We start from the raw sequence: 26743 nt of genomic DNA, 5'->3' as shown, positions 1-26743 counted from the left end.
CTGCTGCAACATCGCCGCAGCTGAACTGTCGGCATGCTGACCAATCATCTGAGGCGCGATCGACGGAGCGCCGTACCCGGCCGCCTGGCGATCGTTGCCGCCGTCATCAGTCTCGCGCTGACCTCGTGTACAGCTACCAGGAAGAGCTGATGGAGAAGGCCGAGGAGTACGTCGCCGAGCCAGACGAATCGCACCACGTGACCGGCCACGCCGTCGACATCGGCCCCACCGACGCCGACTACTGGCTGATCCGCCACGGCAGCCGCTACGGCCTCTGCCAAACCCTCTCCAACGAGATCTGGCACTTCGAACTGGTCACGACCCCGGACGGAACCTGCCCACCCATGAAGTGACGGCGTCAGTTCGACGGGACCCCGACGGCGCGACGCACGACCGCGTCGAAGGTTCGGTCGGGCAGTACGTCGCGCAGGAAGATCAACGGCTTGGCCCCGAAACCGACGGCGTACCGGGTGTTCGGTTTGCGCGCCCGCACCGCCTTGGCGATCGTCCGGGCGATCAGTTCCGGCGCGGAAGCGCGCCGCTGGTTGGACTCCGACGAGAGCGAGTCGGCGACCGCGTTGCCCTGCAGTGCGTACGGACCGGTGGCGGACGCGGCTCGGAGCTTGCCGGCGGCGATGTCGGCCCATTCGGTCTTGATACCGCCGGGCTCGATGACGACGACGTCGATGCCGAAGGGCTTGAGCTCGAGTCGCAAGCAGTCGCTGATCGCCTCCAGCGCGAACTTGGTGGCGTGGTACCAGGCGCCGAGCGGGGTGTGGATCTTGCCGCCCATCGAGGTGATGTTGACGATCTTCCCGGATCGCTGGGCGCGCATCTGCGGAAGCACCAGCTGGACGAGCCGCGCCGCGCCGAAGACGTTGACCTCGAACTGGTAGCGGGCTTCGTCGAGCGGGACGTCCTCGACCGCGCCGTACGAGCCGTAGCCGGCGTTGTTGACGAGTACGTCGATGTGTCCCGTCTCCGCGAGGATCTTCTCGACGCCCGCCTGCATCGACGCGTCGTCGGTGACGTCCATCGGGATCGGGCGGATTCCGGAACTGGTCAGGTGGGCCATCCGCTCGACGCGGCGGGCTGCGGCGTACACGGTGTAGCCGGCCTTGGCCAGTTCGAGTGCGGTGGCTTCGCCGATGCCGGACGAGGCGCCGGTGACGAGGGCGACAGGGTTTTTCACGGCGGTTTCCTTTGGTACGACTGCTGTGGACGTGGTCCACGATAGGAATGCCGGCAGGTGGCGCCACTAGCACAAGACGCCGACCGGCTTGCGATTCGCGCCAACCTGGTCCGGCGTGATCTGCAAGTACGATGGCGGCTTGCGCAGGTCCCTCGCGATGCGTTGGCGGCTAGGCTCGTCGCATGGCAGGTGAACGGTTCGATCTCGAGCCGAGCGTCCAGGCGTTCGTCCGGGACCTCGGCATCGCACCGGCGCGGGTCCTTCGGCGCGCCGAGCTCCCGGCTGATCTGTTCAGCCGCCGGCCGATCGAGCTCTCGGTTCCGGAGTACTACCGGTTCTGGGAGGCGCTCGATCTCGAGGGTGGCGCGGATCGCGACCTCGCGGTGGACATCGGGAAAGCGATTTCGGTCGAGTTTTTCTCGCCGCCGATGTTCGGCGCACTGTGCAGCCCGGATCTCACCGCGGCGGCGCAACGGCTCGCCGTCCACAAGCCGTTGATCGGCCCGCTGCGGATCGACGTCGACTCCACCAGCGCGCTGACGATCACCTACGTCTGGCCGTCCGGCCCGAAGCCACCGGCTCTGCTGGCCACGACCGAGCTGACCTTCTGGGTCGCGCTGGCGCGCATCGCCACGCGCGAGCAGGTCCGGCCCGCGCGCGTCACCATGCCCAACCCGCCGGCCGACCCATCGGCGATCGAGACGTACCTGGGTACCCGGGTCCGCAAGGGCAGCCGGTCCTCGATCACCTTCACCGCCGCCGACGCGAAGCGCCCCTTCCTGACCGAGAACGAACAGATGTGGCGCGTCTTCGCCCCCGAACTCCGCCGCCGGCTCTCCGACCTGCAGGCCTCGGCCACGGTCGCCGACCGGGTCCGCGCAGCCCTCCTCGAGACGCTGCCCGCGGGTGACGCCTCGATCGGCGCGGTCACCGGTCAGCTCGCCACCAGCGCACGCACTCTCCAGCGGCAGCTCGGCCACGAGGGCACCTCGTTCCAGGCGATCCTGACCAGAACCCGGGAGGACCTCGCGCGGCACTACCTGACGAACGGCAACCTCAGGGCCACGGAAATCGCGTTCCTTCTCGGGTACGACGACACCAACTCGTTCTACCGGGCCTTCAAGTCCTGGACGGGCACGACCCCGGACGCGGTTCGGGCGATCCAGGGCGTGTCCTAGCGAGGTTCCTGCGGCGGATCGGGCAGTTCGGCGAGGGGGCGCTGGGACCAGGCGACGTCGTGCCAGGCGTCGAGCTTCCAGCCGATGTTCCGGTAGGTGCCGATCGGGTCGAAGCCGAGGGATTTGTGCAGGCCTTCGCTGGCGGGATTGGGCAGCGTCATGCCGGCGATGGCGGTGCGGTAGCCGCGCTCGGACAGGCGGTCGAACAGGGCGTTGTAAAGCGTCCGGCCGGCGCCGGTGCGGTGGTGGCTGGGGGCGACGTAGACGCTGACCTCGCAGGACCAGCGGTACGCCGCGCGCGGCTTCATCGGGCCGCCGTACGCGTAGCCGACGACCTGGCCGTCGTCCTCGAGAACCAGCCACGCGTGGGTGGACTGGGCCTGGGTGATCCGCTCGGCCATCTCCTCGGCAGTCGGCGGATCGAGCTCGAACGTGATCGCAGTACCGATGACGTACGGCGCGTAGATGGCCGCGCAGGCCGCAGCGTCGGCGGCCGCGGCGTCTCTGACCTGAACCATGACACGATAGTAGCCACAACTGCCGCTATAGTGGCAAGCGTGATGGATGATCTGTCTCGATCCTTGGCCGCGACCGTGCAGCAGGCGCGGGTTGCGCAGGACCTGTCCGTGAACGCTCTCGCCGAGCGGTCTGGGGTCTCGCGCGCGATGATCGGGAAGATCGAGCGGGGCGAGGCGCAGCCCACCGCCGTACTGCTGGGGAAGCTGTCCGGTGCGCTCGGTATGACGTTGTCCGAGCTGGTCGCCCGCGCGGAGAACACAGGTGAGCTGCTCCGTCGAGCCGACGACCAGCCGGTCTGGACCGACCCCGTCACCGGGTACCGCCGGCGCGCGGTGTCCCCGGTGACCGACGGGCCACTGGAACTCGTGGAGGTGGAACTGCCCCCGGATGCATCGGTCTCATACCCGGCCGACGCCTACATCTTCAAGTACCAGCAGTTGTGGATCCTCGACGGACTGCTGCGTTTTCACGAAGGGCCACAGGTCCACGAACTGCGTGCCGGCGACTGCCTGCAACTCGGCCCAGCCTCACCGACAACCTTCCACAATCCCGGTACGTCGACGTGCCGCTACCTCGTCGCGCTGGTCAAGGGGCGCGCCTGAAACCACTGCGCGACCGCGTCACGCAGACCCTCCCGTTCTGCGACCCCGTCCTGGTCGGCGGCCCAGGCGACGTAGCCGTCCGGCCTGATCAGCAAGGCGATCGGCGTCTCGTGCCGGCCGGTGACGACCTCGATGGGATCGGCCACGAGATCTGCGAACGAGCCGTCGGGAGTGAGGTCGACGAGGAGCGGGCGGGCGGATCGCGTCAGCTCGGCCAAGCGTGCCGAACCGACCATTAGATCCGGCGCCCAGCGGCCGACCAGCGGATGCGAACCCTCGTGGTACTTGACGTCCGCGCCGGAAATCAGTTCCGCAACCCGCTGCACGTTCCGCGGATCGGTCAGAAACTCGCCGAACAGTTTCCGCAACGCCGTCACGTCGGCGCCCGGCGCGATCAGCGCGGATTGCGCCTGGGTCTGCATCACGACCCGCTCCCCCACCGGGCGACGCTCCGACTCGTACGTGTCGAGCAGACCGGACGGCGCCCAGCCCTGTACCTCGGCCGCCAGCTTCCACCCGAGGTTGACCGCATCCTGCAGCCCGAGGTTCAGACCCGGTCCGCCGATCGCCGAGTGCACATGCGCTGCGTCGCCGACCAGCAGCACCCGTCCGGAACGGAAACTCGACGCCAGCCGGCTGTTGCCGCCAACCACCCGCCGGAGCTGCCGCACACCCTCGCCCGTTGGCTCGACCAACGGTAGATGGACGCCGAGCACCCGGTCGGCGCTCTCCTGAAGTTCCTGGAACGTCATCTCGCCGTCCGGCGGGGCGTCCCACTCTCCCGTGCTGATCGCGGGCAACCGATTCGGAAACGGTGCCCACACGAACAGTCCACGTTCCGTCCGCTGGTGCAGGAACGGGGGCACGACGCCGTACCCGGGGATCTTCAGCAGCCCGTCCTCGATGTACTCGGGCGGCACCGCGGCGCTGCCGCTCCGGGACACCATCGAATCGTTGGTGACACCGGGAAAGTCGATTCCGGCCAGTTTCCGCGTCTGACTGTGCCCGCCGTCGGCGCCGACCAGATAGCCGGCCCGCAGTTGATAGTCCCCGTCCGGCCCGGTCAGCGACACCGTGACACCGTCTGCGTCCTGCGTGAACCCGGTCAGCTCGTGACCACGCCGGATCTCGACGCCGAGTTCCAGCGCCCGCTCCTGCAGCACCTCCTCGATACGTACCTGGGGAAGCTGCAGCAGATAGACCGGGTTCTCGTCGAGTACGTCGAGCGGCAACGGCATCGCGCCGAACACGAAACCAGGAGCCGGCTGCGGCGGACCCGGCGTACCGCTCAACCGCTCGTACAGTCCGCGCCGGTCGAGCATCCGGACGACCTGGCCGACCAGGCCGTTGGCGCGCGGAATCGTGCTGCGTTCCGGCAGTTTCTCCAGCACGATCGGCCGGACTCCGGCCAACCGGAGTTCACTGGCGAGCATGAGGCCGTTCGGTCCGGCCCCGGCGATGACAACTTCTGCGTCCATGACGTCCTCCACATAGGCGTGACTGACCGCCCCGGCGACTCACCGGGGTCAAGCAGTTCTGTTGGTTGTGCGGGTGGTTACCCGGGTTGTTCTTCGGGGACGGGCAGGCCGGCTTCGACCTGGTCGAGCGCCGACGACAGCAGGTCGGCGATCGAGCGCGGCGGATCGGCCCGCAGCCACTCCGCCATCACGACCGCGCGGGTCGCGCCGATCACCTCGGCGACCAGCCGCGGATACAGCCCCGAGGTCCCGGTCCGGTCGGCGACCGCGGCCGCCAGTTCCTCACCGACCCGGGCGTAGGCGCGCGCGACCGCGCCCTGCAGTGCCGGCTCGCTCATCATCAACCGGATTCCGGTGAGCCACTGCTCGTCCGGCGGCCGCCGGCCGCCATGGCCTTCCGCGCCGAGAGCGAAGTGCTTCTCGATCGACACCCGGATCGCGACCCACAGCGGCTCGTCGGCGGGCCGCGCCCGGAGCTCCTCGGCGATCCGCAGGCTGCGATCCACCTCGCGCGCGGCGATCGCGTCGGCCTTGCTGTCGAAGTAGTTGCGGAACGTCCGCAGCGACACACCGGCCTCGGCGGCGATGTCCTCGATCCGCACGTTCCCGTACCCGCGCTCGACGGCGAGCCGGACCGCCGCCCAGCTCAACGCGATCCGCGTCTCCTGCTTCTTCCGCTCCCGCAACCCGTCGGCCATGTCCCGACCGTAGCAGAACTTGCCTAAAGAGCAAAGATGCCTTTCAGGCAATTTCTTACGACCCGGCAGAACTGGTAGCCGGACCATGATTGGGTAAGCCCATGACGGTGTCCCCGCTGGTCTGGGTGCTGACGCTGCTGGCGATCGTCGGCCTGTTGCTGTTCGACTACTTCTTCCATGTGCGGTCGGCGCACGTCCCGACGCTCCGCGAGGCCGCCGTCTGGTCCGCGCTGTACGTCGGGATCGCGGTGCTGTTCGGACTCGGAACCCTCGTACTCGGCGGCACCGACATGGGCTCGGAGTACTTCGCCGGCTACATCACGGAGAAAGCACTGTCGGTCGACAACCTGTTCGTGTTCCTGATCATCATGACCGGCTTCCGGGTGCCGCGGGAGAACCAGCAGAAGGTCCTGCTGGTCGGGATCGTGGTCAGCCTGATCGCCCGGGCCGGGTTCATCTTCATCGGCTCGGCGCTGCTGCACACGTTTTCCTGGGTGTTCTACCTGTTCGGGATCGCGCTCCTGCTGACCGCCGGAAACATGCTCAAGCCGGAGACCGAGGAGTCGCACCAGGCGCAGAACCTGGTCGTCCGGCTCAGCCGCCGACTGTTCCGGACCTCGGAGGAGTACGACGGGGACCGGCTGACGACCGTCGTCGACGGGCACCGGATGCTCACGCCGATGCTGCTGGTGATGATCACGATCGGCGCCACCGACCTGATGTTCGCGCTCGACTCGATCCCGGCGATCTTCGGCCTGACGCAGAACGTCTTCGTCGTGTTCACCGCAACCGCTTTCAGCCTGCTCGGGCTGCGGCAACTGTTCTTCCTGCTCGACGGGCTGCTGGACCGGCTGATCTACCTGTCCTTCGGGCTCGCCGCGATCCTCGCGTTCATCGGCGCCAAGCTGATCCTGCACGCGCTGCACGAGAACAACCTGCCGTTCGTGAACGGTGGCGACCACGTCGAGGTGGTGGAGATCAGCACCGGTCTCTCGCTGGTCGTGATCCTTGCCGTGCTGCTGATCACGATCTTCGCGTCCCTGTTCAGTACCCGTGGGCGGACGCAGACCGCGATGGCCCACATCCGCCGGGACGCGACGGCGTACCTCGATCCGGAGTACACCGACGACCCGGCGGAGCGGGAACGGGTGTTCCAGCGGTTGCTGCGGGCCCGCGACCACATCACCGAGCTCGGCCCGAAGGCGAAGCAGCACGTCCTGAACGAGGACGACCTGATGGCCCTGTGCCGCGAGGTCGGCGAAGCCCACGCCGCTGCCCACGCCGACCACGTGATCCGCCCCAGCCTCTGACACCACCCCGGCGGGGTGAGCATCGTCAGGCCGCGGGCAGCCAGACACGCATGGCACCGATCTCCCGGTTCGCCCACGCGTAGTACGGGATTGCCGTCACCTCGACCTCGTCACCGGTGGAGTCCGCCGCATCGCCGGTGAACGGCCAACCCATGCGATGTCCGGTGCCGGTTCGTCCGCGCGCAGACAGAACCGTGATCCCGTCAAGCATTTCCGAGCCGCGCGCAACAGGTGCCTCAGGCAACAGATGCAGGTCGTCGACGTTCGCAGCGTTGTCCGCCTGCTCGACGGCGTACACCAGCGGTCCACGCTCGATGGCGACACAACCGCGGACGGCGTCGATCCGCGGATCCGCACCGATCAGGCGCGGCGTAAGCGGCAACTGCAGCTCGATGTCGGCCGCTTCGACCTCGGCGTATCCACCCGCCCCCACCGGCTGCCCGTTGACCGTCGCACCATCCGCCCACGCCGGAATACGTAGCTCAACCGCCACCGGTGTCGCGCTGGTGATGCGGACCGAGCCGTCCCACGGGTAGTTGGTGTCGACGGTCAGCTCGACATCGCCCGACTTGATGACGCCGGCGGCGTACTGATGGATCTGTATGGCATCGTCGGTCGTCGTCGCGAGGTAGCCGTCGAGGCTCGCCAGCGTGCGCATGATGTTCGGCGGGCAGCACGCACAGTCGAACCAGCCACGCCGTCCGTGCGCCGGACTCCGACCGGTGTCCGGGTACGCCGACCCGCGCAGCTGCAACGGGTTGACGTAGAAGTACTCGGTCCCGGCCAGCGATACGCCGGCAAGGAAACCGTTGTACAGCATCCGCTCGATCGCATCGCCGTACGACGCCTCGCCGGTCGCGAGCAGCATCCGCCAGGCCCATTGGATTCCGCCGATCGCGGCACACGTTTCCGCGTACGCACGATCCGGCGGCAGCTCGTACTCGTCGCCGAACGCCTCGCCCTCCCAGCGCGCGCCCAGCCCGCCGGTGACGTACGTCTTCGTGGACCACATGTGGTCGAACTGCCGCTTCAGGGAATCAAGCAGTTCGGAGTCGCCGGTCTCCAACGCGACGTCGGCCGCACCGGCGGCGAGGTAGACCGCGCGGACCGAGTGCCCCTCGACCGTGGTCGCCTCGCGCACCGGCACCCGGTCGGAGAAGTACGCCGGCGAATGCCCGTGCCGCTCGATGATCCCGTGCCCGCGAGCCTCGACGAACCATTTCGCCAGCTCGAGGTACGCCGTCGTACCGGTTTCTCGATAAAGCTCGACGAGGGCCATCTCGATGACCGGGTGCCCGTCGACGTCGACTGTCTTGTCGTCGCCGAACGTCGCGACCAGGTGGTCAGCCAGCTTGGTCGCGACGTCGAGCAGCGCGCGGTCGCCGGTGCAGCGGACCTGGGCGACGGCGGCCTGGATCAGGTGGCCGGCGCAGTAGTGCTCGTGGCTCCAGACGAGTTGCTGGTAGCGGCCCTCGTCGCCGTAGCGGAGTTGGACGACCGAGTCGAGATATCCGTCCTCGCGTTGGGCGGCGGCGACGACCGTGGTCAGGTCGCGGATGCGCCGCAGGAGGTCGTCGTCGGGGTTGCGCCCGTACTCCCACGCCGCGGCCTCGAGCCACTTGTAGACGTCGGAGTCGGCGAACACCGGGCCGATCGCCTCGCCCTCGCCGGTTCCGGCCGCGAGGCGGAGGTTCTGCAGGTTTCCGGCCTTCTCGAGCTGGTCCTGGCCGCTCGGGATCGCGTCCGCGCCGTTGCGGGCCTGCCGCGGCGCCCAGAAGCCGCCGGTGATCGTGACCTGGCCGAGCCCGAGGGGGTGCCGACGGCCCTTCGTGGTGGCGGCCGGGCTGCGGGACGTAGTGACAGTTTCCGGGGAAGCGCTCATCTACCGTGACTCCTGAGTTAGGAAAATCCGGAACACGTTTTCCTTGACGAAGGTAGAGAGCCTGCCGCGTCAGGTCAACCCCTGCCTGTGGATAACTTCCGAGCCGGCCGCGCGCCGTGCGGTACCGTGCCGGAAACCTCAGGAAAGGAGTTGCCGCATGGCCTCACGGATCATCCGCGCGCCCGGGATCAAGGACGTGGCCGCGCTGGCCGGCGTCTCGGCGAGCACGGCGTCGAAGGCGCTGAACGACACCGGGCAGCTCCGCGCGTCCACGCGCGAACGAGTCCGGCAGGCCGCCGAACAGCTCGGTTTCACCCCGGACAACCGCGGCCGCGCGCTCGCGTCCGGGCGCAGTTTCACGGTCGGTCTGATCACCACGGACAGCTCCGGCCGGTTCAGCATCCCGATCATGCTAGGCGCCGAGGACGCGCTCAGCGCGGGCGAGATGGCGCTGGTCCTCTGCGACACCCGCGACGACCCGCTCCGCGAGCAGCACTACCTGAAGTCGCTGGTGTCCCGCCGGGTGGACGGCATCATCGTGACCGGACGCCGGACCGAGGCGCGGGAGCCCATCGACGTGCCGATCCCGGTCGTCTACGCGTTCAGTCCGTCGATCGATCCGGACGACACGTCGGTGATCGTCGACGACCACGGCGGCGGCGCATCGACCGTGCGGCACCTGTTGTCCCTCGGCCGCGAGCGGATCGCGCACGTCACCGGGCCGGAGGCACACTTCAGCGCACAGATCCGGGCCGCCGCGAGCATGGGGGCCGCGCGGGACGCGTTTGCCGGCCAGCCGCTGTACGGAGAGTGGAGCGAGCGCTGGGGCAGGCACGCGGTCGACGTACTGCTCCGGGCGCACCCGACTCTGGACGCGATCACCTGCGGCAGCGACCAGATCGCCCGCGGCGTCTGCGATCGCCTGCGCGAGCTCGGCCGCTCGGTCCCCGACGACATCGCTGTCACCGGCTACGACAACTGGTCCGTGATGGCGCTGGCCAGTCGCCCACCCCTCACCACCGTCGACATGGAGCTCGAAGAACTCGGCCGCCGTACTGCCAACCTGCTCCTCGACGTCATTGCCGGCACGCCCCAACGCGGCCAGCTGATGCTCCCCACCCGTCTGATCCCCCGCGAGTCGACGCTCGGCACCTGAACGGTCGTCCTCAGCGCGTCCAGTCTTCGGATGGTCATCCGTTCGACCGCCGCTCGTTGCCGAGAACCTCTAGATTGATGCGGGTGCTGCGCAAGCTTCTGATCGGCGTGGCGGTCATCGCCACGCTGGTGGCGGGGGTGGGGACCGCGCGCCTGGTTCTTCCGTGGACCGATCCCGCCCGTGGCGTAGTGAAGCAACTGGCGTTCCTGCGTGCTGAGCTCGAGGGCGGCGCGGATCTGGCCGCGCAGAAACAGTTTCCGGAAGGCTACTTCTTTCTGAACGTGCTGTACGGACTGAGCTGGGTCCAGGTCGGCATCGACGATCCCGCGCGATCCGCGGACGCGACGACCGAGGTGCGGTGGGCGCTCGACCGGATCGCTTCCCCGAACGGGACGGCTCCGTTCGACGAGTCGCTGCAACCGCAGTACGGCGTTTTCTACGCCGGCTGGACCAACTGGCTGCGCGGCGGGCTGATCGCGCTCGGACATTCGGATGCCGCCGACCGCGACACCTTCACCAGCGAGTCGGTGGAGATCGCCACCGCTTTCCGAACCGCGAAAACCCCGTTCCTGGCCGCGTACCCGGGGCAGGCCTGGCCGGTCGACTCGGTTGTCGCGATCGCCTCGCTGCGGTTGTACGACACGGTGGTCGCACCGCGCTTCGGGCAAACCGCGCGGAACTGGGTGACGACGGCGAAGACGAAGCTGGATCCGGCGACCGGGCTGCTGCCGCATCAGGTGGTTCCGCAGGTTTCCGGCGCGCGCGGCTCGTCGCAGGCGATGATCCAGCGGTTTCTGATCGACATCGATCCGGCCTTCGCGCGAACGCAGTACGAGATCTTCAAGGACAAGTTCGTCACCGGGCTCGGTGTTCGCGAGTACCCGAAGGGCATCGCCGGACCGGGCGATGTCGACTCCGGTCCATTGGTGTTCGGAATGAGTCTGTCCGCGACCGTGGTCACTATCGGCGCGGCGCGGGTGCATCACGATCCGCTCGCGGACCGGCTGTCGCGCGAGGGTGAGCTGGTCGGCCTGCCGTTCAGCGGGTTGAAGACGAAGCGGTACCTGTTCGGCGCGGTGCCGATCGGCGACGCTTTCCTCGCGTGGTCGGCGTCCGCCCGGCCGTTGGTCGCCACCGACCAGCCGGAACTTTACGGCGAGTCCGGCTGGTGGCGGCTTCCCTGGCTGGTGCTGCTCTGGCTACCGGCGTTGATCCTCTGGGGCGCGCTCCGCCTCAGGCACCGGGGCCGAAGGCGGAAGCGAGCGCACTGAGCTTGCGCGACCCGTCGTACTCCCGTGGCGCAGCCGTAAAGTAGGTCCAGTGCAACGGATTTCCTCGCGGAACGCTCGTTTCCAGGTGTGGCAGGCGTCGCTGACCAATCGCACAAAACGGCAGCGGTCCGGCGAGTTCCTGGTGCAGGGCGTGCGTCCGATTTCGGTTGCCGTCGACAACGGTTGGCCGGTGCGCACCGTCATCACCGACGCGTCGCGGCCGTTGTCCCGTTGGGCTTCGGACCTACTGCAGCGTTTTCCGGATGTCGAGCGGGTCGCGATGGCGCCGGAGTTGCTGGCCGAGCTCGGCGAGAAGGAGCAGCCCGAGCTGATCGCCGTACTGGAGCTGCCGCCCGACGATCTCGAGCGGATCCCGGTCGGGCCGGAGTTCCTGGGCGTCGTCTTCGACCGGCCGACCGGGCCGGGGAACATCGGGTCGATCATCCGGTCCGCCGACGCGTTCGGCGCCGACGGGGTGATCGTGACCGGGCATGCGGCCGACATCTACGACCCGAAGGCGGTCCGCGCGACGACGGGGTCGCTGTTCGCGGTCCCCGCCGTACGCGCGCCTTCGCATCGCGAAGTTCTCGATTGGGTACGCCGGTCCTCGCACCCGGTCGCCGTGGTCGGAACCGACGAGCACGGGACGACCGATGTCTACGACTTCGACTTCACCCAGCCGGTCCTGCTGCTGATCGGCAACGAGACCGCAGGCCTGAGTACGGCCTGGAAGGAAGCGGCCGACCACCTGGTCCGCATCCCGATCACCGGATCGGCCAGCTCCCTCAACGCAGCCAACGCCGCAACCGCTGTCCTCTACGAGATCTCGCGCCAGCGCTCACGCCGTGCACAGTAGTTCGCCGTGCAGGACGGAAATACACGCATCGGGGGTCTCGGCCCAGGTCCGCCACGCCTGTGAGATCGCTTCGAGTTGTTTCTCCGGTATGCCGGACGCGCGCGCCTGATCCGCGAGAGCCGACTTGAGGATGCGGTCGGCCCACATGCCACCCCAGAACGCACGATCCTCCGGGTTGGCGAACGCCCAGGTGGACGTGGTCGCCTCCACGTCCTCGAATCCGGCCGCGAGCGCCCACGACAGCAGGCGCCGGCCGGCGTCCGGTTCGCCGCTGTTGGCGCGCGCCATCCGCTGGTAGAGCGCCATCCACTCGTCCAGCTCGGGAAGCTCCGGGTACCAGACAAACCCGTGGTAGTCCGAGTCGCGGACCGCGACGATTCCTCCGGGCTTGCACACGCGCCGCATCTCCCGCAGCGCCTGCACGGGATCCGCCACGTGCTGCAGAACCTGGTGCGCGTGGACGACGTCGTACGTGTCGTCCGGCAGGTCCAGCGCGTGGACGTCGCCGACGACGAACTCGACGTCGAGATCCAGGTTCTGGAACGTCGCCTTGGTGATGTCGAGGGCGGCGGCGTTCGCCTCCAGCGCGGTCGTCCGGCCGGGCTCGACCAGGCGGGCCAGGTCGGCGGTGATGGTGCCGGGACCGGCGCCGACGTCGAGCAACGCCATCCCGGGCCGCAGGTGCGGAAGCAGGTATCCGGCCGAGTTCTCGGCGGTCCGCCAGCTGTGCGAGCGCAGTACCGACTCGTGATGCCCGTGCGTGTACACGTTGTTCATCCCAGGCTCCTTTGCCTCTCTCGACGATCCTCACGCTAGACCAGGATCTTGCTGAATGAGACATATCATCTTGCAATACGAGACGACATTCATGACCGGATATGGCCAGACCGGGACTGGGTGCGCGGGTGAACCTTGAGGAGCAACGAAACGAACCCAGGAGGAATCCGATGTTGGCAAAGGTGTTTCCGATCAAGCTGAAGGGCGGCAACCAGGCCGTCGCCGAGGCGATCGTGCAGGAGTTCGCACCGAAGGGACCGGGCGCCGAGGAGGGCACGTTGTCCTTCCGCGTGTATCGCGACCCGTCGAACCCGGACTACCTGTTGTTCGTCGAGCATTTCGCGGACCAGGCGGCGTACGACGCGCACACCGGGTCGGCGGCGTACCGGGAACTGATCGCGGGCCGGTTCGCCGACCTGATCGTCGAGTTCGTCGAGATCGACCACGAACTGCTGGTCAGCCTGTGAACGAGTTGGCGCGGCGGCTGCGTGAACTGCACGAGCAGCCGCCGCTGATACTCCCGAACGTGTGGGACGCCGGCTCCGCGCGGGCGATCGAGGCCGCAGGGGCGGCGGCGATCGCGACAACGAGTGCGGGCGTCGCCTGGGCGGCCGGTGTGGACGATGCCGGCGGACTGAACCAGGAGTCCGCGATCGCGGCGCTGCGCGCGATCTGTGCAGCGGTTTCCGTTCCCGTCACTGCGGACATCGAGGCCGGGTACGGCGATGTCGCGGGTGCGGTGACCGCTGTCGTCGAGGCGGGTGCGGTCGGCATCAACCTCGAGGACAGCACGGCACGGGTCCTCGACGATCCGCTGGCGCATGCCGAGCGGATCAAGGCGGCACGCGCTGCAGCTGTTGCCGTCGGCATCGATCTCGTGATCAACGCGCGGACCGACACGTACCTGTTCGGCGACCGGACCGGGACGATCGAACGCGCGAAGATCTACGCCGACGCGGGTGCGGACGTGCTGTTCGTTCCGGGCGTGGTCGATGCGCCGACGATCGCGGAACTGGTGAAGGAGTCGCCTTTGCCGCTCAACGTGATGGTCGGTCCGGGGGCGCCGACGGTCGCCGAACTCGCGGACCTCGGCGTCGCGCGGATCAGCGTCGGTCCGGCGATCACGAGCGCGGCGTACGCGCTGGCGACGGCGGCAGCGCGTGAACTGCTGACCACCGGCACCTACGAAGCACTACGTACGCATTAGGCAGACCTGAGGTGTTGGTAGACGGCTGCGAGCGACCGCCATGGGGTCAGGCGGTCGCTCTCGCCGTCGAACGGCCAGGCGTCGCGAGCCCCGAGGCGCAACGCAATCTCCTGCGCAGCGCGCGGACTCGTGACAGCCTCAAGTGATCGGATATCCACGCCCGCCTCGAGCATAATGTTGCCATCAGCAACTTCTCGCGCGAGCGGGCCGACGAGCTCGGCCCCGGTCAACGCCTCCGGCCCCGGAAACGCGTGCGTCAGGCCGTACCCGAGCGCCGGAACGGGCACGCCGTACACCTCGACGAGTTTGCGCAACGCCTCGGTCGCGTCGTCCGGAGCGAGCCGGTCCCGGACAACCGCCTGAACCGCGACCTCGAACGGACCCCACGCGCCCGGAACACGGATTCCGGGGCGCGCCGCCACGAGCGGCCCGAAATCGCCGTCGGCGGACAGATGCGCCCGAGCGAGGATCGGCTCGCAGTCGAGCCCGACGAGCTGGGTGGCCCGGTCGACGACATGGATAACGCCCTCCCAGAACGGGAGATGCGCACGCAGTATCAGATGATCTTCCCCGCCCGCACCGATCTCGAGCAGGCCGGGCTCGCCGTCGAGCGAGATCGTCCGCCGATACACGCCGTCCGCAACCGATTCCACGCCCGGGACCGCGTGCGCGCCGAGGTACGTGCTCATCGCTTCCCAGTCGTACGGCGGGGTGAACGGCAACCGCAGCACCAGACCACCGTCGGCGGCGAGGCGGTCGCCGCGCCGCCGGCGGTCGCGCAGCGCACGCGGTGACGCGCGGAAAATCTCGCTCATCGCGCGGTTGAACTGACGCAGGCTGCCGAATCCGGATGCGAACGCGATTTCCGCGACGCCGAGATCGGTGTCGTCCAGCAGGCGCCGCGCGAAGTGCGCACGCCGCGAGCGGGCGAACTGGTCCGGCGTGACGCCGAGGTGCTCGTGGAACATCCGCCGCAGGTGCCGCGCGGAAACCCCGAGCCGCGCGCCCAGCGCCTCTTCACCGGACTCGTCGAGCAGACCCGCGATGATCAACTGCACCGCGCGGCAGACCAGCTCGGGTGCCTCGTCGGCGACCGTCCCGGCGACTCGGTAGGGCCGGCAGCGGAGGCAGGCGCGATACCCGGCAGCCTCCGCGGCGGCGGGCAGCTCGAACGTGCTCACGTTTTCCGCGAGCGGCTTGGCCCCGCAGCCGGGCCGGCAGTAGATCCCCGTCGTACGCACCGCAGAATAGGTGGTCACAAGTCAACGCTAGACCGGACCGCCGACATTCTGACACGCGTTTTACACCGAGTGCCCACCGTGACGGATAGGGTACGGCGGGTGCAGTCGAAACCGATGCTGGTCGTGGTGAGTGGTCCGCCCGGGACCGGGAAGACGACGCTGGCGCACCGGATCGCAGCCGCGATCGGCTGCCCGGCGATCTGCCGGGACGAGATCAAAGAAGGCATGGCGCACGCGACCCCGGACTTCGTGCCAGGCCCCGGCGACCCGCTGACGATGCGGACCCTGTCGACCTTCTTCGACGTACTCGGCCTGCTGATCGGCCGCGGTACGACGGTGGTCGCCGAGGCCGCGTTCCAGGACCGCCTGTGGAACCCGGGCCTGACCCCGCTGCTCGGCCGTGCCGACCTCCGGATCGTCCACTGCACGGTCCCGGCCGAGGTCGCGCTGGAGCGGATCACCGCCCGGACGTCCAACGACCCACGCCGCGCCGCCCACGAGGACGCGCAGATCAGCGCCGACGCCCGCCTCCGCACCCACAACGCCTTCCAGCCCATCGATCTGCCGGTCCCCACCCTCACTCTTGACACCACCGCCGAGCCACCGCTGGACCAGGTTCTCGCGTTCTTGTCGCGCTAACGACAGGAGGTAGTCCCGTCGGAGCGGCCGAGGGCGGGCCGCGCAGGCGGGGAGTCGACGGGCGTGATGGACTACCTCCTGTCGTTAGCGCTTCGCCGAGGAGATCCACATGCTTGAGCGGTTTGCGGGATTGACCACTGCACATGTTGCTGATGCTTGCGTGCGGACGGGGGTGCCGGTGCGGACGGTGTCGTTGACGGCCGTGGCCGGCGGCCGGGTCGCGGGGAGGGTGTTGCCGGCGCAGCATGTCGGCAGTGTGGACGTTTTCCTGGAGGCATTCGAGTCCGCGGCCGAGGGCGACGTACTGGTCGTGGACAACGGTGGCCGGCGGGACGAGGCGTGTGTCGGCGATCTGGCCACACTGGAGGCTGCTGCCGCCGGTGTCGCCGGGATCGTGATCTGGGGACTGCATCGCGACACGGTCGAGATCGCCGCGATCGGGTTGCCGGTGTTCAGCCTCGGTGCGTTGCCGACTGGGCCATTGCGGCTCGACCCGCAGCCGGCCGACGCGTTGTCCAGGGCAACGATCGGCGAGTGGACGGTGACCCGGGACGACGTCGTACTCGCGGACGAGGACGGGGCGGTCTTCGTACCGGCGGATCGCCTGGAGGAATTGTTCGGGCTGGCGGAATCGATCCGGGACGCCGAGCACCGGCAGGCGGACGAGATCCGGGCCGGGCGGTCGTTGCGTGAACAGGTGAGCTTCAAGCAGTACCTCGAGCGGCGGGCCGTCGATCCGTCACTGACCTTCCGTGAGCATCTGCGCGCGGTACGAGGAGCGATCGAGGAATGAGCACCTGGCAGTTGGGTGATGTCGTCGTCGACCGGATGGGTTTCGGGGCGATGCGGATGACGGCGGATCGGGACCGGGCGATCGCCGTACTGCGTCGCGCGGTGGAGCTCGGCGTGAACCACATCGACACGGCGGCGTTCTACGCGTCCGGAAAACGTTTCGCCAACGAGCTCATCCGCGCGGCGCTGGCGCCGTACCCGGCTGATCTGACCATCGTGACGAAGGTCGGGCCCGGAACTGATCCGGAACGCGGTTTCTACAGCGCGACGACGTCCGCCGAGCTGCGCGAGCAGGTCGAGACGAACCTGCGCCAGCTCGGCGTCGACTCCCTGGATGTGGTGAACCTGCGGATCACCGGTGAGGGCTCACTCGCGGAACGTTTCGGCTGGCTCACAGAGTTCCGGGACGAGGGGCTGATCAAGCAGCTCGGCGTCTCGAACGTGCGGCTCGAGCACGTCCAGGAGGCGCTCGCCATCGCGCCCGTGGTGTGCGTCCAGAACAGCTACGCCGTGGACCGCCGGGGCGTCGAGGACGACATCATCCGTTTCTGCGCCGAGCGCGACATCGCGTACGTCCCGTTCGGCACGATCGCCGGCGCCGACGTCTCAGCCGCCGTCGACTCGATCGCCGCAGCCCACAACGCGACGCCCCAGCAGGTCCGCCTGGCCTGGACCCTTTATCACTCCCCTAACATCCTCGCGATCCCAGGCACCGGCAACGTCAGCCACCTGGAGGAGAACATCGCCGCCGGTTCCCTGCACCTGAGCCCCGAGGAACTCGCCAAACTCGACTAACCGATCGCCGCCCGGACTGCGGGCACGACTTCTTGCGACCAGCGGGAGAGCTGGACCTCGAACGGGTCGGCGCCGCGCGGAAACAGCGTGAAACCGGCGGCGTCGTGGTTGAGGATCGCGTCGGTGAGTTCCTCGATCCATTGCGCCGGGGAGCCGCCGAGCCAGCGGCCGTCCTCGTCGCGGGTACGGCGTTGTGGGGTCGCGGTGATCGCCCCGGGGAAGTTGTAGATCGTCGCGACGTCCGACGGTTTCCGGCCGACCGAGAGCGCCGCCTCGTCGATGATCGGGCGGGACGAGCGGAAGCGGTCGCTGAGCCAGTCGGCCGCGTGACCGGGGATCCAGCCATCGGCGTTCCGGCCAGTTGCGGCGAGCGACTTGGGCCCGTTCGAGCCGGTCCAGATCAGCGGCGCGGGTACGGCGGCCGGGCGGAGGGCGCCGATCGGGTAGTGCTTGGTCGGCGCCGGCGTACCGCCGTCGGACATCGAGTGGACGAGTTGCATCGCCTCCTCGAACGCCTCGACCGCCTCGGCCGGACGTAGTTCCGGCACGCCCATCATCGTGATGCGGTCCCAGGCTCCACCGGCGCCGAGACCGAGGACGAACCGGCCGTCGGACAGTGCCGACAACGAGGTCGCCGTACGGGCGAGAACCGGCGCGGGCCGCAGCGGCAGGTTGGTCACGTTGACGAACGCCGACAGTCGCTCCGTTCGCCCCAGGACGAAAGCGATCGCGGCGTACCCGTCGAGCATTTCCGGGACGTACGGGTGGTCGGCGAGGCTGACGTGATCGAGTCCGTCCCGGTCGGCCTGCTGCGCGAGCCGCACGATCGCGGCCGCCTCCTGCACCGCGTCGGGCGACCCGTAACCGAATCGCACGTGCATATCGACTCCTCAAATAGTTCGTTGTTCTAACTAGTTGTAGCACGAAAAGTTAGAACAGCAAACTATTCGGCCAACGGACTATCATGGGGACATGGTGACGACGACGGCTGCCCGGGACACCGATCTCGCGAGCGCGCTGGTGCAGACGATGCACCGGCTGCAGGACCTGCACGCCGAGACCAGCCGCCCGCTCCGCCTGACCCCGCAGCAGGCGCATCTGCTGTGCGTGCTGCTCGGCGGCCCGCTCGGCATGACTGAACTCAGCCGCATCCTGAGCATCGAACGCTCCAGCCTGACCAGCATGGTCGACCGCCTGGAACGCCGTACCTTGGTCGCCCGCACCCCGAACCCGACTGACCGGCGGGCCAGCCAGATCGAGCTGACCGCCGACGGCCTGGCCCTGGCTCACGAGGCCCACGACGCCGTCGTCGACCGGATCAACACGATGACCGCCGACCTCCCCCGCGCCACTCGCGCGACGATCGCCACCGCGCTGCAGTCGATCCTCGCCTGATGAGCTATCGGTACGTCGCTGTGGCCGGCGCCCGGATCGCCTACCGGGCAAGCGGTTCCGGGCCCGCCCTCGTACTGATCAAGAACAATCGCCGCCCGCTCGACTACCCGGTTGCGGACCTGCTTTCCGAGCATTTCCGGGTCCTGCAGATCCATCCTGTCGGGTTCGGCGCCAGCGATCGGCCGGACGAATACGATTTCGGAAACATCGGCCAGCAGGTGCTCGCCGTACTCGACCACGAACGGATCGATCGGTTCGCCGTCTGGGGATTCTCACAGCCGGCGTGTATGTCGGCTGTCGTCGCCCGGTCGACGGATCGGGCGGCTGCACTGGTGATGGGAGGCGTGGCGCCGGTCGGATTTCCGAACGACGCCGTGATGCGCCGGCTGGAGCGGGAGCCGCGGCTGCCCAAGGCTGCGCTGGAGTTCTGGCGGAGCTATCGCTCGTACGACTGGCACCACGAGCTCAGGTGTTATGCGGGCATCAAGGTGGCGTACATGGGTACCGCCGACCCGGCGATCCGTCCGTTCCGGAAACTCCGGCCGGTCCTGGAGGGTATCGGCTTCAGCTATCTGGAGTTCGAGGGACTGAGCCACGGCGCGTGCGGGCTGGGCGACGAGTCGGCCGACTGTCGGCGTGTCGCCCAGACGGTGGCGGATCGGCTGCTCAGTCGCGGCGCGGCCGCCGCAGAGTGAACGCCTCGAACTCGAACAGCTCTTCGTCATCGATCACACCTCCACGCTGGGTGCCGGAGGTGAATCCTCGCCGTCAACGTCACGAATTCGCTAACGCCTGCCGCCGAACTCCCAGGGGCGTACCTCGGCGTTGTCGGCTTGGAGGAGGGTTGCCGCGGCCTCTGGGCTCGGTGCTTCCAGCAGGGCGGCTCGCCCCACGTGAGCGTTGTTGTTCAGGAGGTCGCCGTACATGATCAAGTGGTCCGACGTGAGCGGGCGCGCAGCGTCCTTGGTGATGACGAGATAGCGGTTGTAGCCCTCGACGGCATTGGCGAAGTCCCACATCCTGCGGCCCGGGTTGTGGTTGTGAAAACGATGGATTTGCACGGTCTCGAAGGCGCCGGCGCGGTAGTACGGCTCGTCGTACGCGAACTCGCGGGCCGCGTCATCATCCGGCAGTTCGACGATGTGCAGGCTGCCGGTGGTTCGTTCGCCGTCCTCGGTCAGCGTCGGGCCGCGGGCGATCAGGCCGTCGGCGTACCCGTCCATGAACGCCCAGTGTTCCTCGTTCAGCGCGACCTTGATCTCGAACCCGTCCGGCTTGTCACACCCGAAAACGAAGTACTCCATGCCCAGACCCTACGGACAAGGCGGCAGTGCGTACGACGAGGCGCCGTACGCACTACCGGCTGCGCGGGGTCAGGCCTGTGCGGCCAGGTGGATGCGGAGGATCGTGTCGTAGTCGACGATCTCGACGCCGGCCGCGGGGGTGACGGTTTCCTGGGAGGCGACGATCACCAGCTGGCGGAGGTCGTTGACGTCGACGTCGTACTTCGACTTCACCTCGGAACGGTTCTCCGGGTTGGCGAGGTACTCCGCGTACTGCGCGAGCTCGGTCGCGCTCTCCTGCACCGGCGTACGGAAAACGCGGCGCCGCTTCTTTCCGTTGACCGTGTCGACGACCGGGAGCTCGAGCCGGCCGACGACGTGGCTGCCGTCCGCGCGCTCGAGGATGAAGTCCGGGTGCAAGTCGCCGAGCGCCGGCCGGCGGACCAGCTTGGTCGCGTCGAACACCGACAGCAGGATGCTCTCGTGCTTGTCCAGGAACTCGTCCACGGTCGAGTCCTGCAGACCGTGCGCGAGGTACGTGCTCTCGAACGCGTCCGCCTTCAGCACGGCCGGGTCGATCGGCAGGCTGACCGTGCCGAGCGGGTCGAGGTGCGGGCGGCCGTTGGAGTAGTTCCGCAGGAAATCGAGGTACTTGTCGGCCGGCTCCGAGCGGTGGATCGCCAGCGCGAAGAACACCCAATGCGCGCGGAGCGACTCGCCCGCGGTCTGCACGAGCAGAGTGCGGTCGAAGGTCGAGTAGTTGCCGGGCGCGAACCGCAGCAGCTCGTCCGCCGGGCCGACCACCTCGTCCCCGGTCACGTTCCCTGCGCTCGGAAAACGTTCTTCGAGGGCGCTCTTGCCGGCCTCGGTCGCGATCGTCGCGTCCTTGAACCAGTTCTGTCCCTTGAGGTTCGCAACCACGGTGCGGCCGTCGCCGAGCCCGAAGTACTCCTCGACGCTCGCTGCCTTCTGGCGCCGGACCTCGAGCGTCCGGTACTCACGGGTCAGCCCGACGAGCTCGAGAATGTTCCAGTCCGGCGTCTCGGTCAGCACCATCATCCGCGGGAACAGCATCGGTCCGGGCAGCTCGGTCCGGTGACTCACCGGCAGGTGCCCGGCGGCCTCCTTCAGGTGCTCCCCCCAGAACTGGCCGTTCACCTTCACGAACTCGGTGGGTTTCATCGTTCTCCTCGCTCAGACACTCGGACTCAATCTTCAACTCCCGCCCGAGCAGACCCTATTCCCTCGCTCCTCAGGCCCGGCTACCTCAGGGCGATCAGCCCGTCTCTGCCACTGACCAGGATCCGTGAGGTTGGCCCGGGCCGCTGCGTCGTACCGCTCGTGAGCGAGCTGCGTGCGGTAGATCCGCGAGCTCGAGCGCCTCCGCACCCGGGACCGCGTCATCCCACCGTCCCCGTAATCCAGCCACCCGCCGACAAGCAGACCGCTGGTTCGGAAATTTGGTTAGGTTAGGGTGCGCTAACTCGACCAAGGAGGAGTATGGCGGCGCGGTTCCTTCCTGGCTGGGTGATGGTGAGCACCGAGTCCGGGCGCCTACTCGAGAACCCGGACCAGCTGGCCGTCGACCTCGCGGACGTGCGGCACGACGGAAACGGCGTGTACACGATCACCACCGGTGCGGGCGAGACGATCCGGCTGATCAACCGCGTCGGCCCGCTCCCTCCTGGCAGGCGACTCGAGTACGGCGTCGACTTCGAGGACGACGTACCGACTGTCGTGCTCACGCTTTCCGAGCGGCTGGCCGTGGACGAGGTCGCGCCGGCGCTCGCAAGGGTCCTGGCCGAGTCCACGGCACCTGCTGGTGCGGGCGATCGGGTCTTCTCCCCTGGCAGTACGCCCGATCTGGATGCTGTGCAGCGGCCTGCGGACGCCGGTTTCCGCGCCGAGTTGCGGCAGCGCGGTCGGTTGCTCGCCGGAAAACGCCACATTTCCGCAGTCCGGCAGCTCGCCCTCACGATGGGCGTCGCCGACGGGCAGCCGAACGCCGCACTGCTCCGGACTCTCCTCACCGAGGAGGAGCGCACGATCCTCGACCGCGCCGCTGACCCGGCGTCACGCCCCTTGGAGGACCGAGTCGATCGGGCCGGGTACCTGGCGAAAGCGCTTGGCGGATCCGGAGTTTCCGCCGCGGTGATCGGTACGGCGGCGGCCGTGTTCACGGGCAACCCGCTCGTCGGGTTGGGCATCGCGGTCCCGACGATCGTCAACGCGGGCGTCGGGTCGATCGCCGAACGGCGACTTGACGAGCAGAAGGCGTCCGGACGGAAACCGGCGTACACGGCCGAGCGGAAACAGCGCGAGTACGACTTTCCGGGGCTGCGTTCGCTTCTCGACGGAGCGGAACCGGACCGGCCGGCGGCGGCGGTAAAGATGCCGCGGGCAACGGCTTGGCGCAACTACCTGCGCCGGTACGCGATGCCGACCCTGGCCACCGCCGCGGTCGCGGGCGTGCTCACGCCGCTCGGCGTACCGGCGTTGTCGACGGCCATGGTGATCGCGTCGTCGGCACTCGCCAAATCACTCGCGGAACGCCTGGTCGACACCAAGAAACTCGATTTCCGGCTCCGCCGCATCGACGCGACCGAACGCCTCCGCCTCGCCGACCCCACCCTGTACGTCAACCAACTGGTTGCCGAGTTCACCCACCTGCAAGCCCGCCTCGACCACCTCCGCGCCTCGACCCAAGACGGAGCGACCGCCGCTGCGGAGGTGCCGGGCTCCCCGCCGTACGCCGTCGCGCTTGCGGCACAGCTGATCGAGAACGTGTCGGGCAGCGCCCGCCGTGCACTGCTCGGCGGAAAACGTCGGACGGACGCCGACCCGAGCTCGCTCAACCCGCAGTTGGAGAGCCTGCTGAGCGCGGCCGGCCCTGGCCTGCTCGGTGCGGTGATGGGCGCAATGGGCGACAAGTATTTCCTGAACCGCGACGAACCCGCCCGAGACGCCTCCAAGCAGTGGTCACGCAGACACCAAGAGGCCGCCCAAGCAGCCGAACTCGCGGGCTCCCTCGAACCACAACTGCGAGCCGTCCGCGAACTCGTCGACCACCTGGAAGAACGAACCGGCACATCCAGCCACACCTCGCGGGACCTGCCGACAGTCACGACCCCACCAGATGAGCCGCGCCCCTCGGCACGAGCACCCTGGTCGGCGTACGCCGTACAAGCCGCCGCCGGATCCCTCGGCGGAGTAGCCGGCGCAGTCGGTCTCGACCTGCTCCTCGACCTCCCAGACCTCGCCGTAGTCCTGACGGCCGCCGGCGCAGCAGGCTCCACGACCGCAACCCCCGTCGCGCGCTACCTGTTCCGCAGCCGCGAACTCCAGGTCCACGAGTCCCTGGAATCAAACAAGGCAGTCCGCTCCGTCAACCAGGCCGAGCTCCTCGAACAACGCGCGATCACCCGCTACCTCATCACCCAACTCGCCCTACAGGCCGAAGCAATCATCCAGCCAACGCCAGCGCACTACCCCGAACCCGAACAGCTCACCGCAACCCCAACCGACCAGATCCGCACCGCCACAACCCAAGCAGTACGCCGCCTGGCCGCAGAACCACCCGGCAAACCTCTCCTCGCCGAACGCCTGATCGCCCTAGAACACCTGACCCACACCGCAGACGCCCTGGACCACCACACCCTCCACGGCACCCCCGACTCCCAAGCCCACCTACAAACCCAACTGAACAAGGCCCAATCAGAAGTAGACCGCCTCTACCAACAAGCCGGCCTCACCCGACCAGAGCCCGTCCCCAAAGACGAACTCGCAAGACTCCGCACCATCGTCGGCCTACCACCAACCCCCACCAACCGCCCACCCAGCACCCCGACCACCACCCGCCCGACCACCACCCGCCCAACCACCACCCCACACCGCCCCGGAAACCCTCCCCGCACCAGGTAATCCATCCGCCGACAGACGGATCCCGCGCACGGCGCGCGGCGCACGGATGACGGTTCGGAGGCGGTTGGCTGGACTACCGCCGTACCTGCCCTCTTCAGAGAACGGTGTTGCCTTCGGGTGGGTTGGCTGTCTAACCTGGCATTCGGTTGACCGACCGGTCGGTCAATGAATGGAGGTTCGCGATGCCGTTCGTCCAGACCAGAGTCGGGCAGGTGTTCTATGCCGAGCAGGGGAGCGGCCTGCCGGTCGTGCTGCTGCACGCGACCCTGCATGACCACACCGACTTCGACGCCGTGGCTGGGCCGATGGCTGCCGCCGGCTATCGCGTGCTGGCCGTGGACTGGCCGGGCCACGGCCGTTCCGCGACGCCGGACATACCGGTGACTGCGCCGCTGCTGGCCGAGGTTCTCGCCGATTTCGCAACCGCGCTCGATCTCGCGCAGGCCGTCGTCATCGGCAACTCGGTCGGCGGGTACGCCGCGGCGAGGATCGCGCTGGACCATCCGGACCGGGTCGCCGGGCTCGTCCTGGTCAATGCCGGCGGGTTCGTCAAGGTCCCGCCGCTCGCGCCCCGGGTGCTCGGCATCCCGGCCGTCAGCCGGGTCGTGTTTCCCCGGCTCGTTCCGCAGTACATGAAACCGAACAGCGACCAACTCCGTGCCATCACCCGCCGGGTCCAGGAGCGGGCGCGCAGCACGGCAGGCGCCGCAGTCGCAGCCGCGCTGTGGCGGAGCTTCGGCGATCCGGCGTACGACCTGCGGTCCGACGGGGCTCGGCTCGGCGTACCCGTGCTGCTGGCGTGGGGGGCGCGGGACATCGTCCTTCCCAAGTCCGCCGCACGCCGGACGCAGGCCGCGATCCCTGGCTCCGACCTACAACTGCTGCCGACCGGACACGTGGCGTTCGCCTCCGATCCGGACGGGTTCCTGAGGCTGGTACTGCCGTTCCTCGAATCGGTGACGGTCGCCGGGAGCGCTCAATGAGCACCGGAGTACGGCAGCGACGCGCGGCCGCCACCCGCACGAAGCTGATCGCCGCGGGCCTGTCCCTGGCGGAGCGGACGGGCCTTGCCGACATGAGCGTCAACCTCATCGTCGCCGAGGCCGGCGTCGCCAAGGGCACTTTCTTCCACCATTTCGGCGATCGGTCGGAATTCCTGCTGGCGCTGCACACCGAGTTCCACGACCGCGTGTTTGCGCAGATCGAGCAGGCGATCGAGGGGATGACACCGGGCCGGGACCGGCTGCTGGCGGTCGCGAACGCCTACCTCGACGAGTGCCTGCGCCACCGTGGCGTCCGGGCCCTGCTACTGGAGGCTCGTGTAGACCCCACGATCATCGGCGCGATCGCGGCCCGCAACAAGCTGGTCATCGAACAGACCAGCCCTGACTTCGAAGCCATGGGTTGGGCACACCCGAAGCCAAGCGCCGCCATGTGGAACAGCGCCGTAGTAGAGGCGGCCCTCCTGGAGCTGGACACCGGCCGTCACCAGCCGGAAATCCGAGCAGCACTTGCGCAGTTCCTCCGGGCATAGCAATCCCCCGCGGCCGAGACGCCCAGCCCAGCCACCGCAGCCGAGCGCTGGGTCAGTCCGGCTTGACCGCCAGTGTCGCGAAATAGTGCGACATGTATTGAGCGGAGGCGTCGGATTGGTGCGGCGCTTCCGCGAAGCCGGTGAGGACGAAGCCCGCGGCGAGTTGCCCGCCGATCTGGTCGGTGAGGGTGTGGCTGTATTCAAGAGCGGCATCCGCGCCGAACTTCGTGGCGCGTTCCTCGGCGGAGTACTGCGTGACATCGCTGTAGGGCAGCTTGTGCACGACGATCAGCTCGCCGCGCTCGTCGAGCGCCTCGTGGTCGAACAGGTACACATCAGGGTTGAGGAAGCCCGAGAGCAGAGTTCCGCCCGGTCGCAGGACGCGGAAGCACTCACGCCACACCGGTGCCAGGTCTGGTACGAACAGGTTGGAGACCGGATGGAACACGACGTCGAATGTTGCGTCGCCGAAGGCGCTGAGGTCGCTCATGTCGCCCAGGACGGTGCGCAGCTCGAGTCCGTCGCGCGCCGCCACCAGCTGATCCTGGCCGAGCTGGCCGGGTGAGTTGTCGAACACGGTGACCCGCGCCCCTGCGGCGGCAAGGATCGGACCCTGCTGGCCACCGCCGGAGGCCAGGCAGAACACGTCCTTGCCGGTCAGGTCCGCCGGCAGCCAGGATCGGTCGACCGGCTCATGCCCGATGAGAACAATCGACCAGTCGCCCCCGCGGGCGCGCTCGACATCCTCAGCACTCACCGGCCTCGACCACTCGTTGCCCTCTTGGACGTACTTGTCCCAGGCTGCCCGATTGTGAGCAACAGGGTCGACACCATTGTCCTGCACGTTCAACTCCCTGCTACAGCCGAGCGGACACCACAGCAAGAGAGCCTCCGAGCTGCGTTCCCGCAGCTCAGAGGCTCATTTGGTGCTGGTGGCGGGTGCAGGGTTCGAACCTGCGTAGGCATACGCCGACAGATTTACAGTCTGCTCCCTTTGGCCGCTCGGGCAACCCGCCA

Annotated in this window: 28 protein-coding genes and 1 tRNA gene; 17 read left to right on the top strand and 12 right to left on the bottom strand. The window is 68.3% G+C overall.

Features of this window, described 5'->3' with window-relative positions:
* The first annotated feature begins 125 nt into the window (after window positions 1-125).
* On the top strand, window positions 126-353 hold the full coding sequence (locus ACWF0M_RS21535) for a D-alanyl-D-alanine carboxypeptidase family protein (protein WP_452237473.1): 228 nt from the start codon (window positions 126-128) through the stop codon (window positions 351-353).
* A gap of 5 nt (window positions 354-358) precedes the next feature.
* On the opposite strand, the gene ACWF0M_RS21530 is transcribed toward ACWF0M_RS21535, so the two are convergent.
* The gene (locus tag ACWF0M_RS21530) at window positions 359-1192 is read right to left on the bottom strand and encodes an oxidoreductase (RefSeq protein WP_452237472.1); all 834 of its coding nucleotides are present in this window, start codon (window positions 1190-1192) and stop codon (window positions 359-361) included.
* A gap of 182 nt (window positions 1193-1374) precedes the next feature.
* On the opposite strand from ACWF0M_RS21530, the gene ACWF0M_RS21525 reads away from it, so the two are divergent.
* On the top strand, window positions 1375-2370 hold the full coding sequence (locus tag ACWF0M_RS21525; protein ID WP_452237471.1) for an AraC family transcriptional regulator ligand-binding domain-containing protein: 996 nt from the start codon (window positions 1375-1377) through the stop codon (window positions 2368-2370).
* On the opposite strand, the gene ACWF0M_RS21520 is transcribed toward ACWF0M_RS21525, so the two are convergent.
* A complete protein-coding gene (locus ACWF0M_RS21520; protein WP_452237470.1) occupies window positions 2367-2888 on the bottom strand; it encodes an N-acetyltransferase family protein in 522 nt (173 codons plus the stop codon). The two genes, ACWF0M_RS21525 and ACWF0M_RS21520, sit on opposite strands and share 4 nt — an antisense overlap.
* 42 nt (window positions 2889-2930) lie before the next feature.
* Here ACWF0M_RS21520 and ACWF0M_RS21515 point away from each other — a divergent pair, with 42 nt between their 5' ends.
* A complete protein-coding gene (locus tag ACWF0M_RS21515) occupies window positions 2931-3491 on the top strand; it encodes a helix-turn-helix domain-containing protein (protein WP_452237566.1) in 561 nt (186 codons plus the stop codon).
* Here the strand turns inward: ACWF0M_RS21515 and ACWF0M_RS21510 are convergent.
* Together ACWF0M_RS21510 and ACWF0M_RS21505 are read right to left on the bottom strand one after the other, a co-directional pair.
* Window positions 3458-4969 (bottom strand): FAD-dependent monooxygenase, encoded by a 1512-nt coding sequence (locus ACWF0M_RS21510; RefSeq protein WP_452237469.1) that lies wholly within the window; start codon window positions 4967-4969, stop codon window positions 3458-3460. The genes ACWF0M_RS21515 and ACWF0M_RS21510 overlap by 34 nt on opposite strands.
* Window positions 4970-5046: 77 nt before the next feature.
* Window positions 5047-5667 (bottom strand): acyl-CoA-like ligand-binding transcription factor, encoded by a 621-nt coding sequence (locus ACWF0M_RS21505; RefSeq protein WP_452237468.1) that lies wholly within the window; start codon window positions 5665-5667, stop codon window positions 5047-5049.
* 101 nt (window positions 5668-5768) lie between these two features.
* Here ACWF0M_RS21505 and ACWF0M_RS21500 point away from each other — a divergent pair, with 101 nt between their 5' ends.
* Window positions 5769-6977: a TerC family protein gene (locus ACWF0M_RS21500; protein WP_452237467.1), complete on the top strand. Its 1209-nt coding sequence runs from the start codon at window positions 5769-5771 to the stop codon at window positions 6975-6977.
* A gap of 25 nt (window positions 6978-7002) precedes the next feature.
* Here ACWF0M_RS21500 and ACWF0M_RS21495 read toward each other — a convergent pair whose 3' ends face one another.
* Complete coding sequence (locus tag ACWF0M_RS21495; protein WP_452237466.1) at window positions 7003-8859, bottom strand: glycoside hydrolase family 127 protein; 1857 nt, start codon at window positions 8857-8859, stop codon at window positions 7003-7005.
* A gap of 157 nt (window positions 8860-9016) precedes the next feature.
* Between ACWF0M_RS21495 and ACWF0M_RS21490 the strand changes: the two genes are divergently transcribed.
* The 3 genes from ACWF0M_RS21490 (at window position 9017) to ACWF0M_RS21480 (ending at window position 12142) form a co-directional block, all read left to right on the top strand.
* The gene (locus ACWF0M_RS21490) at window positions 9017-10015 is read left to right on the top strand and encodes a LacI family DNA-binding transcriptional regulator (RefSeq protein WP_452237465.1); all 999 of its coding nucleotides are present in this window, start codon (window positions 9017-9019) and stop codon (window positions 10013-10015) included.
* Window positions 10016-10098: 83 nt separating this feature from the next.
* Window positions 10099-11286: a hypothetical protein gene (locus tag ACWF0M_RS21485; RefSeq protein ID WP_452237464.1), complete on the top strand. Its 1188-nt coding sequence runs from the start codon at window positions 10099-10101 to the stop codon at window positions 11284-11286.
* Window positions 11287-11335: 49 nt separating this feature from the next.
* Window positions 11336-12142: a TrmH family RNA methyltransferase gene (locus ACWF0M_RS21480; protein WP_452237463.1), complete on the top strand. Its 807-nt coding sequence runs from the start codon at window positions 11336-11338 to the stop codon at window positions 12140-12142.
* Here ACWF0M_RS21480 and ACWF0M_RS21475 read toward each other — a convergent pair.
* Window positions 12125-12919: a class I SAM-dependent methyltransferase gene (locus tag ACWF0M_RS21475; RefSeq protein WP_452237462.1), complete on the bottom strand. Its 795-nt coding sequence runs from the start codon at window positions 12917-12919 to the stop codon at window positions 12125-12127. The two genes, ACWF0M_RS21480 and ACWF0M_RS21475, sit on opposite strands and share 18 nt — an antisense overlap.
* Window positions 12920-13089: 170 nt before the next feature.
* On the opposite strand from ACWF0M_RS21475, the gene ACWF0M_RS21470 reads away from it, so the two are divergent.
* Entirely contained in the window at window positions 13090-13386 is a 297-nt protein-coding gene (locus tag ACWF0M_RS21470; protein ID WP_452237461.1) for a putative quinol monooxygenase, read from the top strand.
* The gene (locus ACWF0M_RS21465; RefSeq protein ID WP_452237460.1) at window positions 13383-14126 is read left to right on the top strand and encodes an isocitrate lyase/PEP mutase family protein; all 744 of its coding nucleotides are present in this window, start codon (window positions 13383-13385) and stop codon (window positions 14124-14126) included. Before ACWF0M_RS21470 ends, ACWF0M_RS21465 begins: the two co-directional genes overlap by 4 nt.
* Here the strand turns inward: ACWF0M_RS21465 and ACWF0M_RS21460 are convergent.
* Window positions 14123-15385: an AlkA N-terminal domain-containing protein gene (locus ACWF0M_RS21460; protein ID WP_452237459.1), complete on the bottom strand. Its 1263-nt coding sequence runs from the start codon at window positions 15383-15385 to the stop codon at window positions 14123-14125. The two genes, ACWF0M_RS21465 and ACWF0M_RS21460, sit on opposite strands and share 4 nt — an antisense overlap.
* Window positions 15386-15466: 81 nt before the next feature.
* On the opposite strand from ACWF0M_RS21460, the gene ACWF0M_RS21455 reads away from it, so the two are divergent.
* The 3 genes from ACWF0M_RS21455 (at window position 15467) to ACWF0M_RS21445 (ending at window position 17593) form a co-directional block, all read left to right on the top strand.
* Window positions 15467-16006 (top strand): AAA family ATPase, encoded by a 540-nt coding sequence (locus ACWF0M_RS21455; protein ID WP_452237458.1) that lies wholly within the window; start codon window positions 15467-15469, stop codon window positions 16004-16006.
* Between the two features lie 109 nt (window positions 16007-16115).
* The gene (locus tag ACWF0M_RS21450; protein WP_452237457.1) at window positions 16116-16799 is read left to right on the top strand and encodes an RraA family protein; all 684 of its coding nucleotides are present in this window, start codon (window positions 16116-16118) and stop codon (window positions 16797-16799) included.
* Window positions 16796-17593, top strand: a complete 798-nt coding sequence (locus ACWF0M_RS21445; RefSeq protein WP_452237456.1) for an aldo/keto reductase — start codon at window positions 16796-16798, stop codon at window positions 17591-17593. Before ACWF0M_RS21450 ends, ACWF0M_RS21445 begins: the two co-directional genes overlap by 4 nt.
* On the opposite strand, the gene ACWF0M_RS21440 is transcribed toward ACWF0M_RS21445, so the two are convergent.
* On the bottom strand, window positions 17590-18474 hold the full coding sequence (locus tag ACWF0M_RS21440; RefSeq protein ID WP_452237455.1) for an LLM class flavin-dependent oxidoreductase: 885 nt from the start codon (window positions 18472-18474) through the stop codon (window positions 17590-17592). The two genes, ACWF0M_RS21445 and ACWF0M_RS21440, sit on opposite strands and share 4 nt — an antisense overlap.
* A 91-nt stretch (window positions 18475-18565) precedes the next feature.
* Between ACWF0M_RS21440 and ACWF0M_RS21435 the strand changes: the two genes are divergently transcribed.
* A complete protein-coding gene (locus ACWF0M_RS21435; RefSeq protein ID WP_452237454.1) occupies window positions 18566-18988 on the top strand; it encodes a MarR family winged helix-turn-helix transcriptional regulator in 423 nt (140 codons plus the stop codon).
* Window positions 18988-19683 carry an alpha/beta fold hydrolase gene (locus tag ACWF0M_RS21430; RefSeq protein ID WP_452237453.1) on the top strand — a complete coding sequence of 232 codons (696 nt, stop codon included), beginning with the start codon at window positions 18988-18990 and terminating at the stop codon, window positions 19681-19683. The genes ACWF0M_RS21435 and ACWF0M_RS21430 overlap by 1 nt, the downstream gene beginning before the upstream one ends.
* A 90-nt stretch (window positions 19684-19773) precedes the next feature.
* Here ACWF0M_RS21430 and ACWF0M_RS21425 read toward each other — a convergent pair whose 3' ends face one another.
* Together ACWF0M_RS21425 and ACWF0M_RS21420 are read right to left on the bottom strand one after the other, a co-directional pair.
* Window positions 19774-20292, bottom strand: coding sequence for a YciI family protein (locus ACWF0M_RS21425; RefSeq protein WP_452237452.1), 519 nt, complete (start codon window positions 20290-20292; stop codon window positions 19774-19776).
* Between the two features lie 69 nt (window positions 20293-20361).
* Entirely contained in the window at window positions 20362-21453 is a 1092-nt protein-coding gene (locus tag ACWF0M_RS21420) for a hypothetical protein (protein ID WP_452237451.1), read from the bottom strand.
* A 318-nt stretch (window positions 21454-21771) separates the two neighbouring features.
* Between ACWF0M_RS21420 and ACWF0M_RS21415 the strand changes: the two genes are divergently transcribed.
* The 3 genes from ACWF0M_RS21415 to ACWF0M_RS21405 all read left to right on the top strand — a co-directional run bounded on the left by ACWF0M_RS21415 (window position 21772) and on the right by ACWF0M_RS21405 (window position 25726).
* Window positions 21772-24192, top strand: a complete 2421-nt coding sequence (locus ACWF0M_RS21415; protein WP_452237450.1) for a hypothetical protein — start codon at window positions 21772-21774, stop codon at window positions 24190-24192.
* A 182-nt stretch (window positions 24193-24374) separates the two neighbouring features.
* Complete coding sequence (locus ACWF0M_RS21410) at window positions 24375-25175, top strand: alpha/beta fold hydrolase (protein ID WP_452237449.1); 801 nt, start codon at window positions 24375-24377, stop codon at window positions 25173-25175.
* Window positions 25172-25726 (top strand): TetR/AcrR family transcriptional regulator, encoded by a 555-nt coding sequence (locus tag ACWF0M_RS21405; protein WP_452237448.1) that lies wholly within the window; start codon window positions 25172-25174, stop codon window positions 25724-25726. Before ACWF0M_RS21410 ends, ACWF0M_RS21405 begins: the two co-directional genes overlap by 4 nt.
* 52 nt (window positions 25727-25778) lie before the next feature.
* On the opposite strand, the gene ACWF0M_RS21400 is transcribed toward ACWF0M_RS21405, so the two are convergent.
* Window positions 25779-26570, bottom strand: a complete 792-nt coding sequence (locus tag ACWF0M_RS21400) for a class I SAM-dependent methyltransferase (protein ID WP_452237447.1) — start codon at window positions 26568-26570, stop codon at window positions 25779-25781.
* An 86-nt stretch (window positions 26571-26656) separates the two neighbouring features.
* Window positions 26657-26742 (bottom strand) — tRNA-Tyr (locus tag ACWF0M_RS21395).
* Between the last annotated feature and the right edge of the window lies 1 nt (window position 26743).

Source organism: Kribbella sp. NPDC055110 (assembly GCF_053607525.1).
Note: the sequence above shows the minus strand (reverse complement) of the source record. Positions and strands in the feature narration are given on the sequence as shown.

Bases quoted from the DNA above. Each gene is read 5' to 3' on its own strand.
- ACWF0M_RS21525 (WP_452237471.1), top strand. From the start codon at position 1,375: ATGGCAGGTGAACGGTTCGATCTCGAGCCGAGCGTCCAGGCGTTCGTC.
- ACWF0M_RS21445 (WP_452237456.1), top strand. From the start codon at position 16,796: ATGAGCACCTGGCAGTTGGGTGATGTCGTCGTCGACCGGATGGGTTTC.
- ACWF0M_RS21450 (WP_452237457.1), top strand. From the start codon at position 16,116: ATGCTTGAGCGGTTTGCGGGATTGACCACTGCACATGTTGCTGATGCT.
- ACWF0M_RS21405 (WP_452237448.1), top strand. From the start codon at position 25,172: ATGAGCACCGGAGTACGGCAGCGACGCGCGGCCGCCACCCGCACGAAG.
- ACWF0M_RS21415 (WP_452237450.1), top strand. From the start codon at position 21,772: ATGGCGGCGCGGTTCCTTCCTGGCTGGGTGATGGTGAGCACCGAGTCC.
- ACWF0M_RS21475 (WP_452237462.1), bottom strand. From the start codon at position 12,919: ATGAACAACGTGTACACGCACGGGCATCACGAGTCGGTACTGCGCTCG.
- ACWF0M_RS21510 (WP_452237469.1), bottom strand. From the start codon at position 4,969: ATGGACGCAGAAGTTGTCATCGCCGGGGCCGGACCGAACGGCCTCATG.
- ACWF0M_RS21435 (WP_452237454.1), top strand. From the start codon at position 18,566: ATGGTGACGACGACGGCTGCCCGGGACACCGATCTCGCGAGCGCGCTG.
- ACWF0M_RS21440 (WP_452237455.1), bottom strand. From the start codon at position 18,474: ATGCACGTGCGATTCGGTTACGGGTCGCCCGACGCGGTGCAGGAGGCG.
- ACWF0M_RS21490 (WP_452237465.1), top strand. From the start codon at position 9,017: ATGGCCTCACGGATCATCCGCGCGCCCGGGATCAAGGACGTGGCCGCG.
- ACWF0M_RS21505 (WP_452237468.1), bottom strand. From the start codon at position 5,667: ATGGCCGACGGGTTGCGGGAGCGGAAGAAGCAGGAGACGCGGATCGCG.
- ACWF0M_RS21410 (WP_452237449.1), top strand. From the start codon at position 24,375: ATGCCGTTCGTCCAGACCAGAGTCGGGCAGGTGTTCTATGCCGAGCAG.
- ACWF0M_RS21470 (WP_452237461.1), top strand. From the start codon at position 13,090: ATGTTGGCAAAGGTGTTTCCGATCAAGCTGAAGGGCGGCAACCAGGCC.
- ACWF0M_RS21430 (WP_452237453.1), top strand. From the start codon at position 18,988: ATGAGCTATCGGTACGTCGCTGTGGCCGGCGCCCGGATCGCCTACCGG.
- ACWF0M_RS21420 (WP_452237451.1), bottom strand. From the start codon at position 21,453: ATGAAACCCACCGAGTTCGTGAAGGTGAACGGCCAGTTCTGGGGGGAG.
- ACWF0M_RS21500 (WP_452237467.1), top strand. From the start codon at position 5,769: ATGACGGTGTCCCCGCTGGTCTGGGTGCTGACGCTGCTGGCGATCGTC.
- ACWF0M_RS21495 (WP_452237466.1), bottom strand. From the start codon at position 8,859: ATGAGCGCTTCCCCGGAAACTGTCACTACGTCCCGCAGCCCGGCCGCC.
- ACWF0M_RS21425 (WP_452237452.1), bottom strand. From the start codon at position 20,292: ATGGAGTACTTCGTTTTCGGGTGTGACAAGCCGGACGGGTTCGAGATC.
- ACWF0M_RS21520 (WP_452237470.1), bottom strand. From the start codon at position 2,888: ATGGTTCAGGTCAGAGACGCCGCGGCCGCCGACGCTGCGGCCTGCGCG.
- ACWF0M_RS21515 (WP_452237566.1), top strand. From the start codon at position 2,931: ATGGATGATCTGTCTCGATCCTTGGCCGCGACCGTGCAGCAGGCGCGG.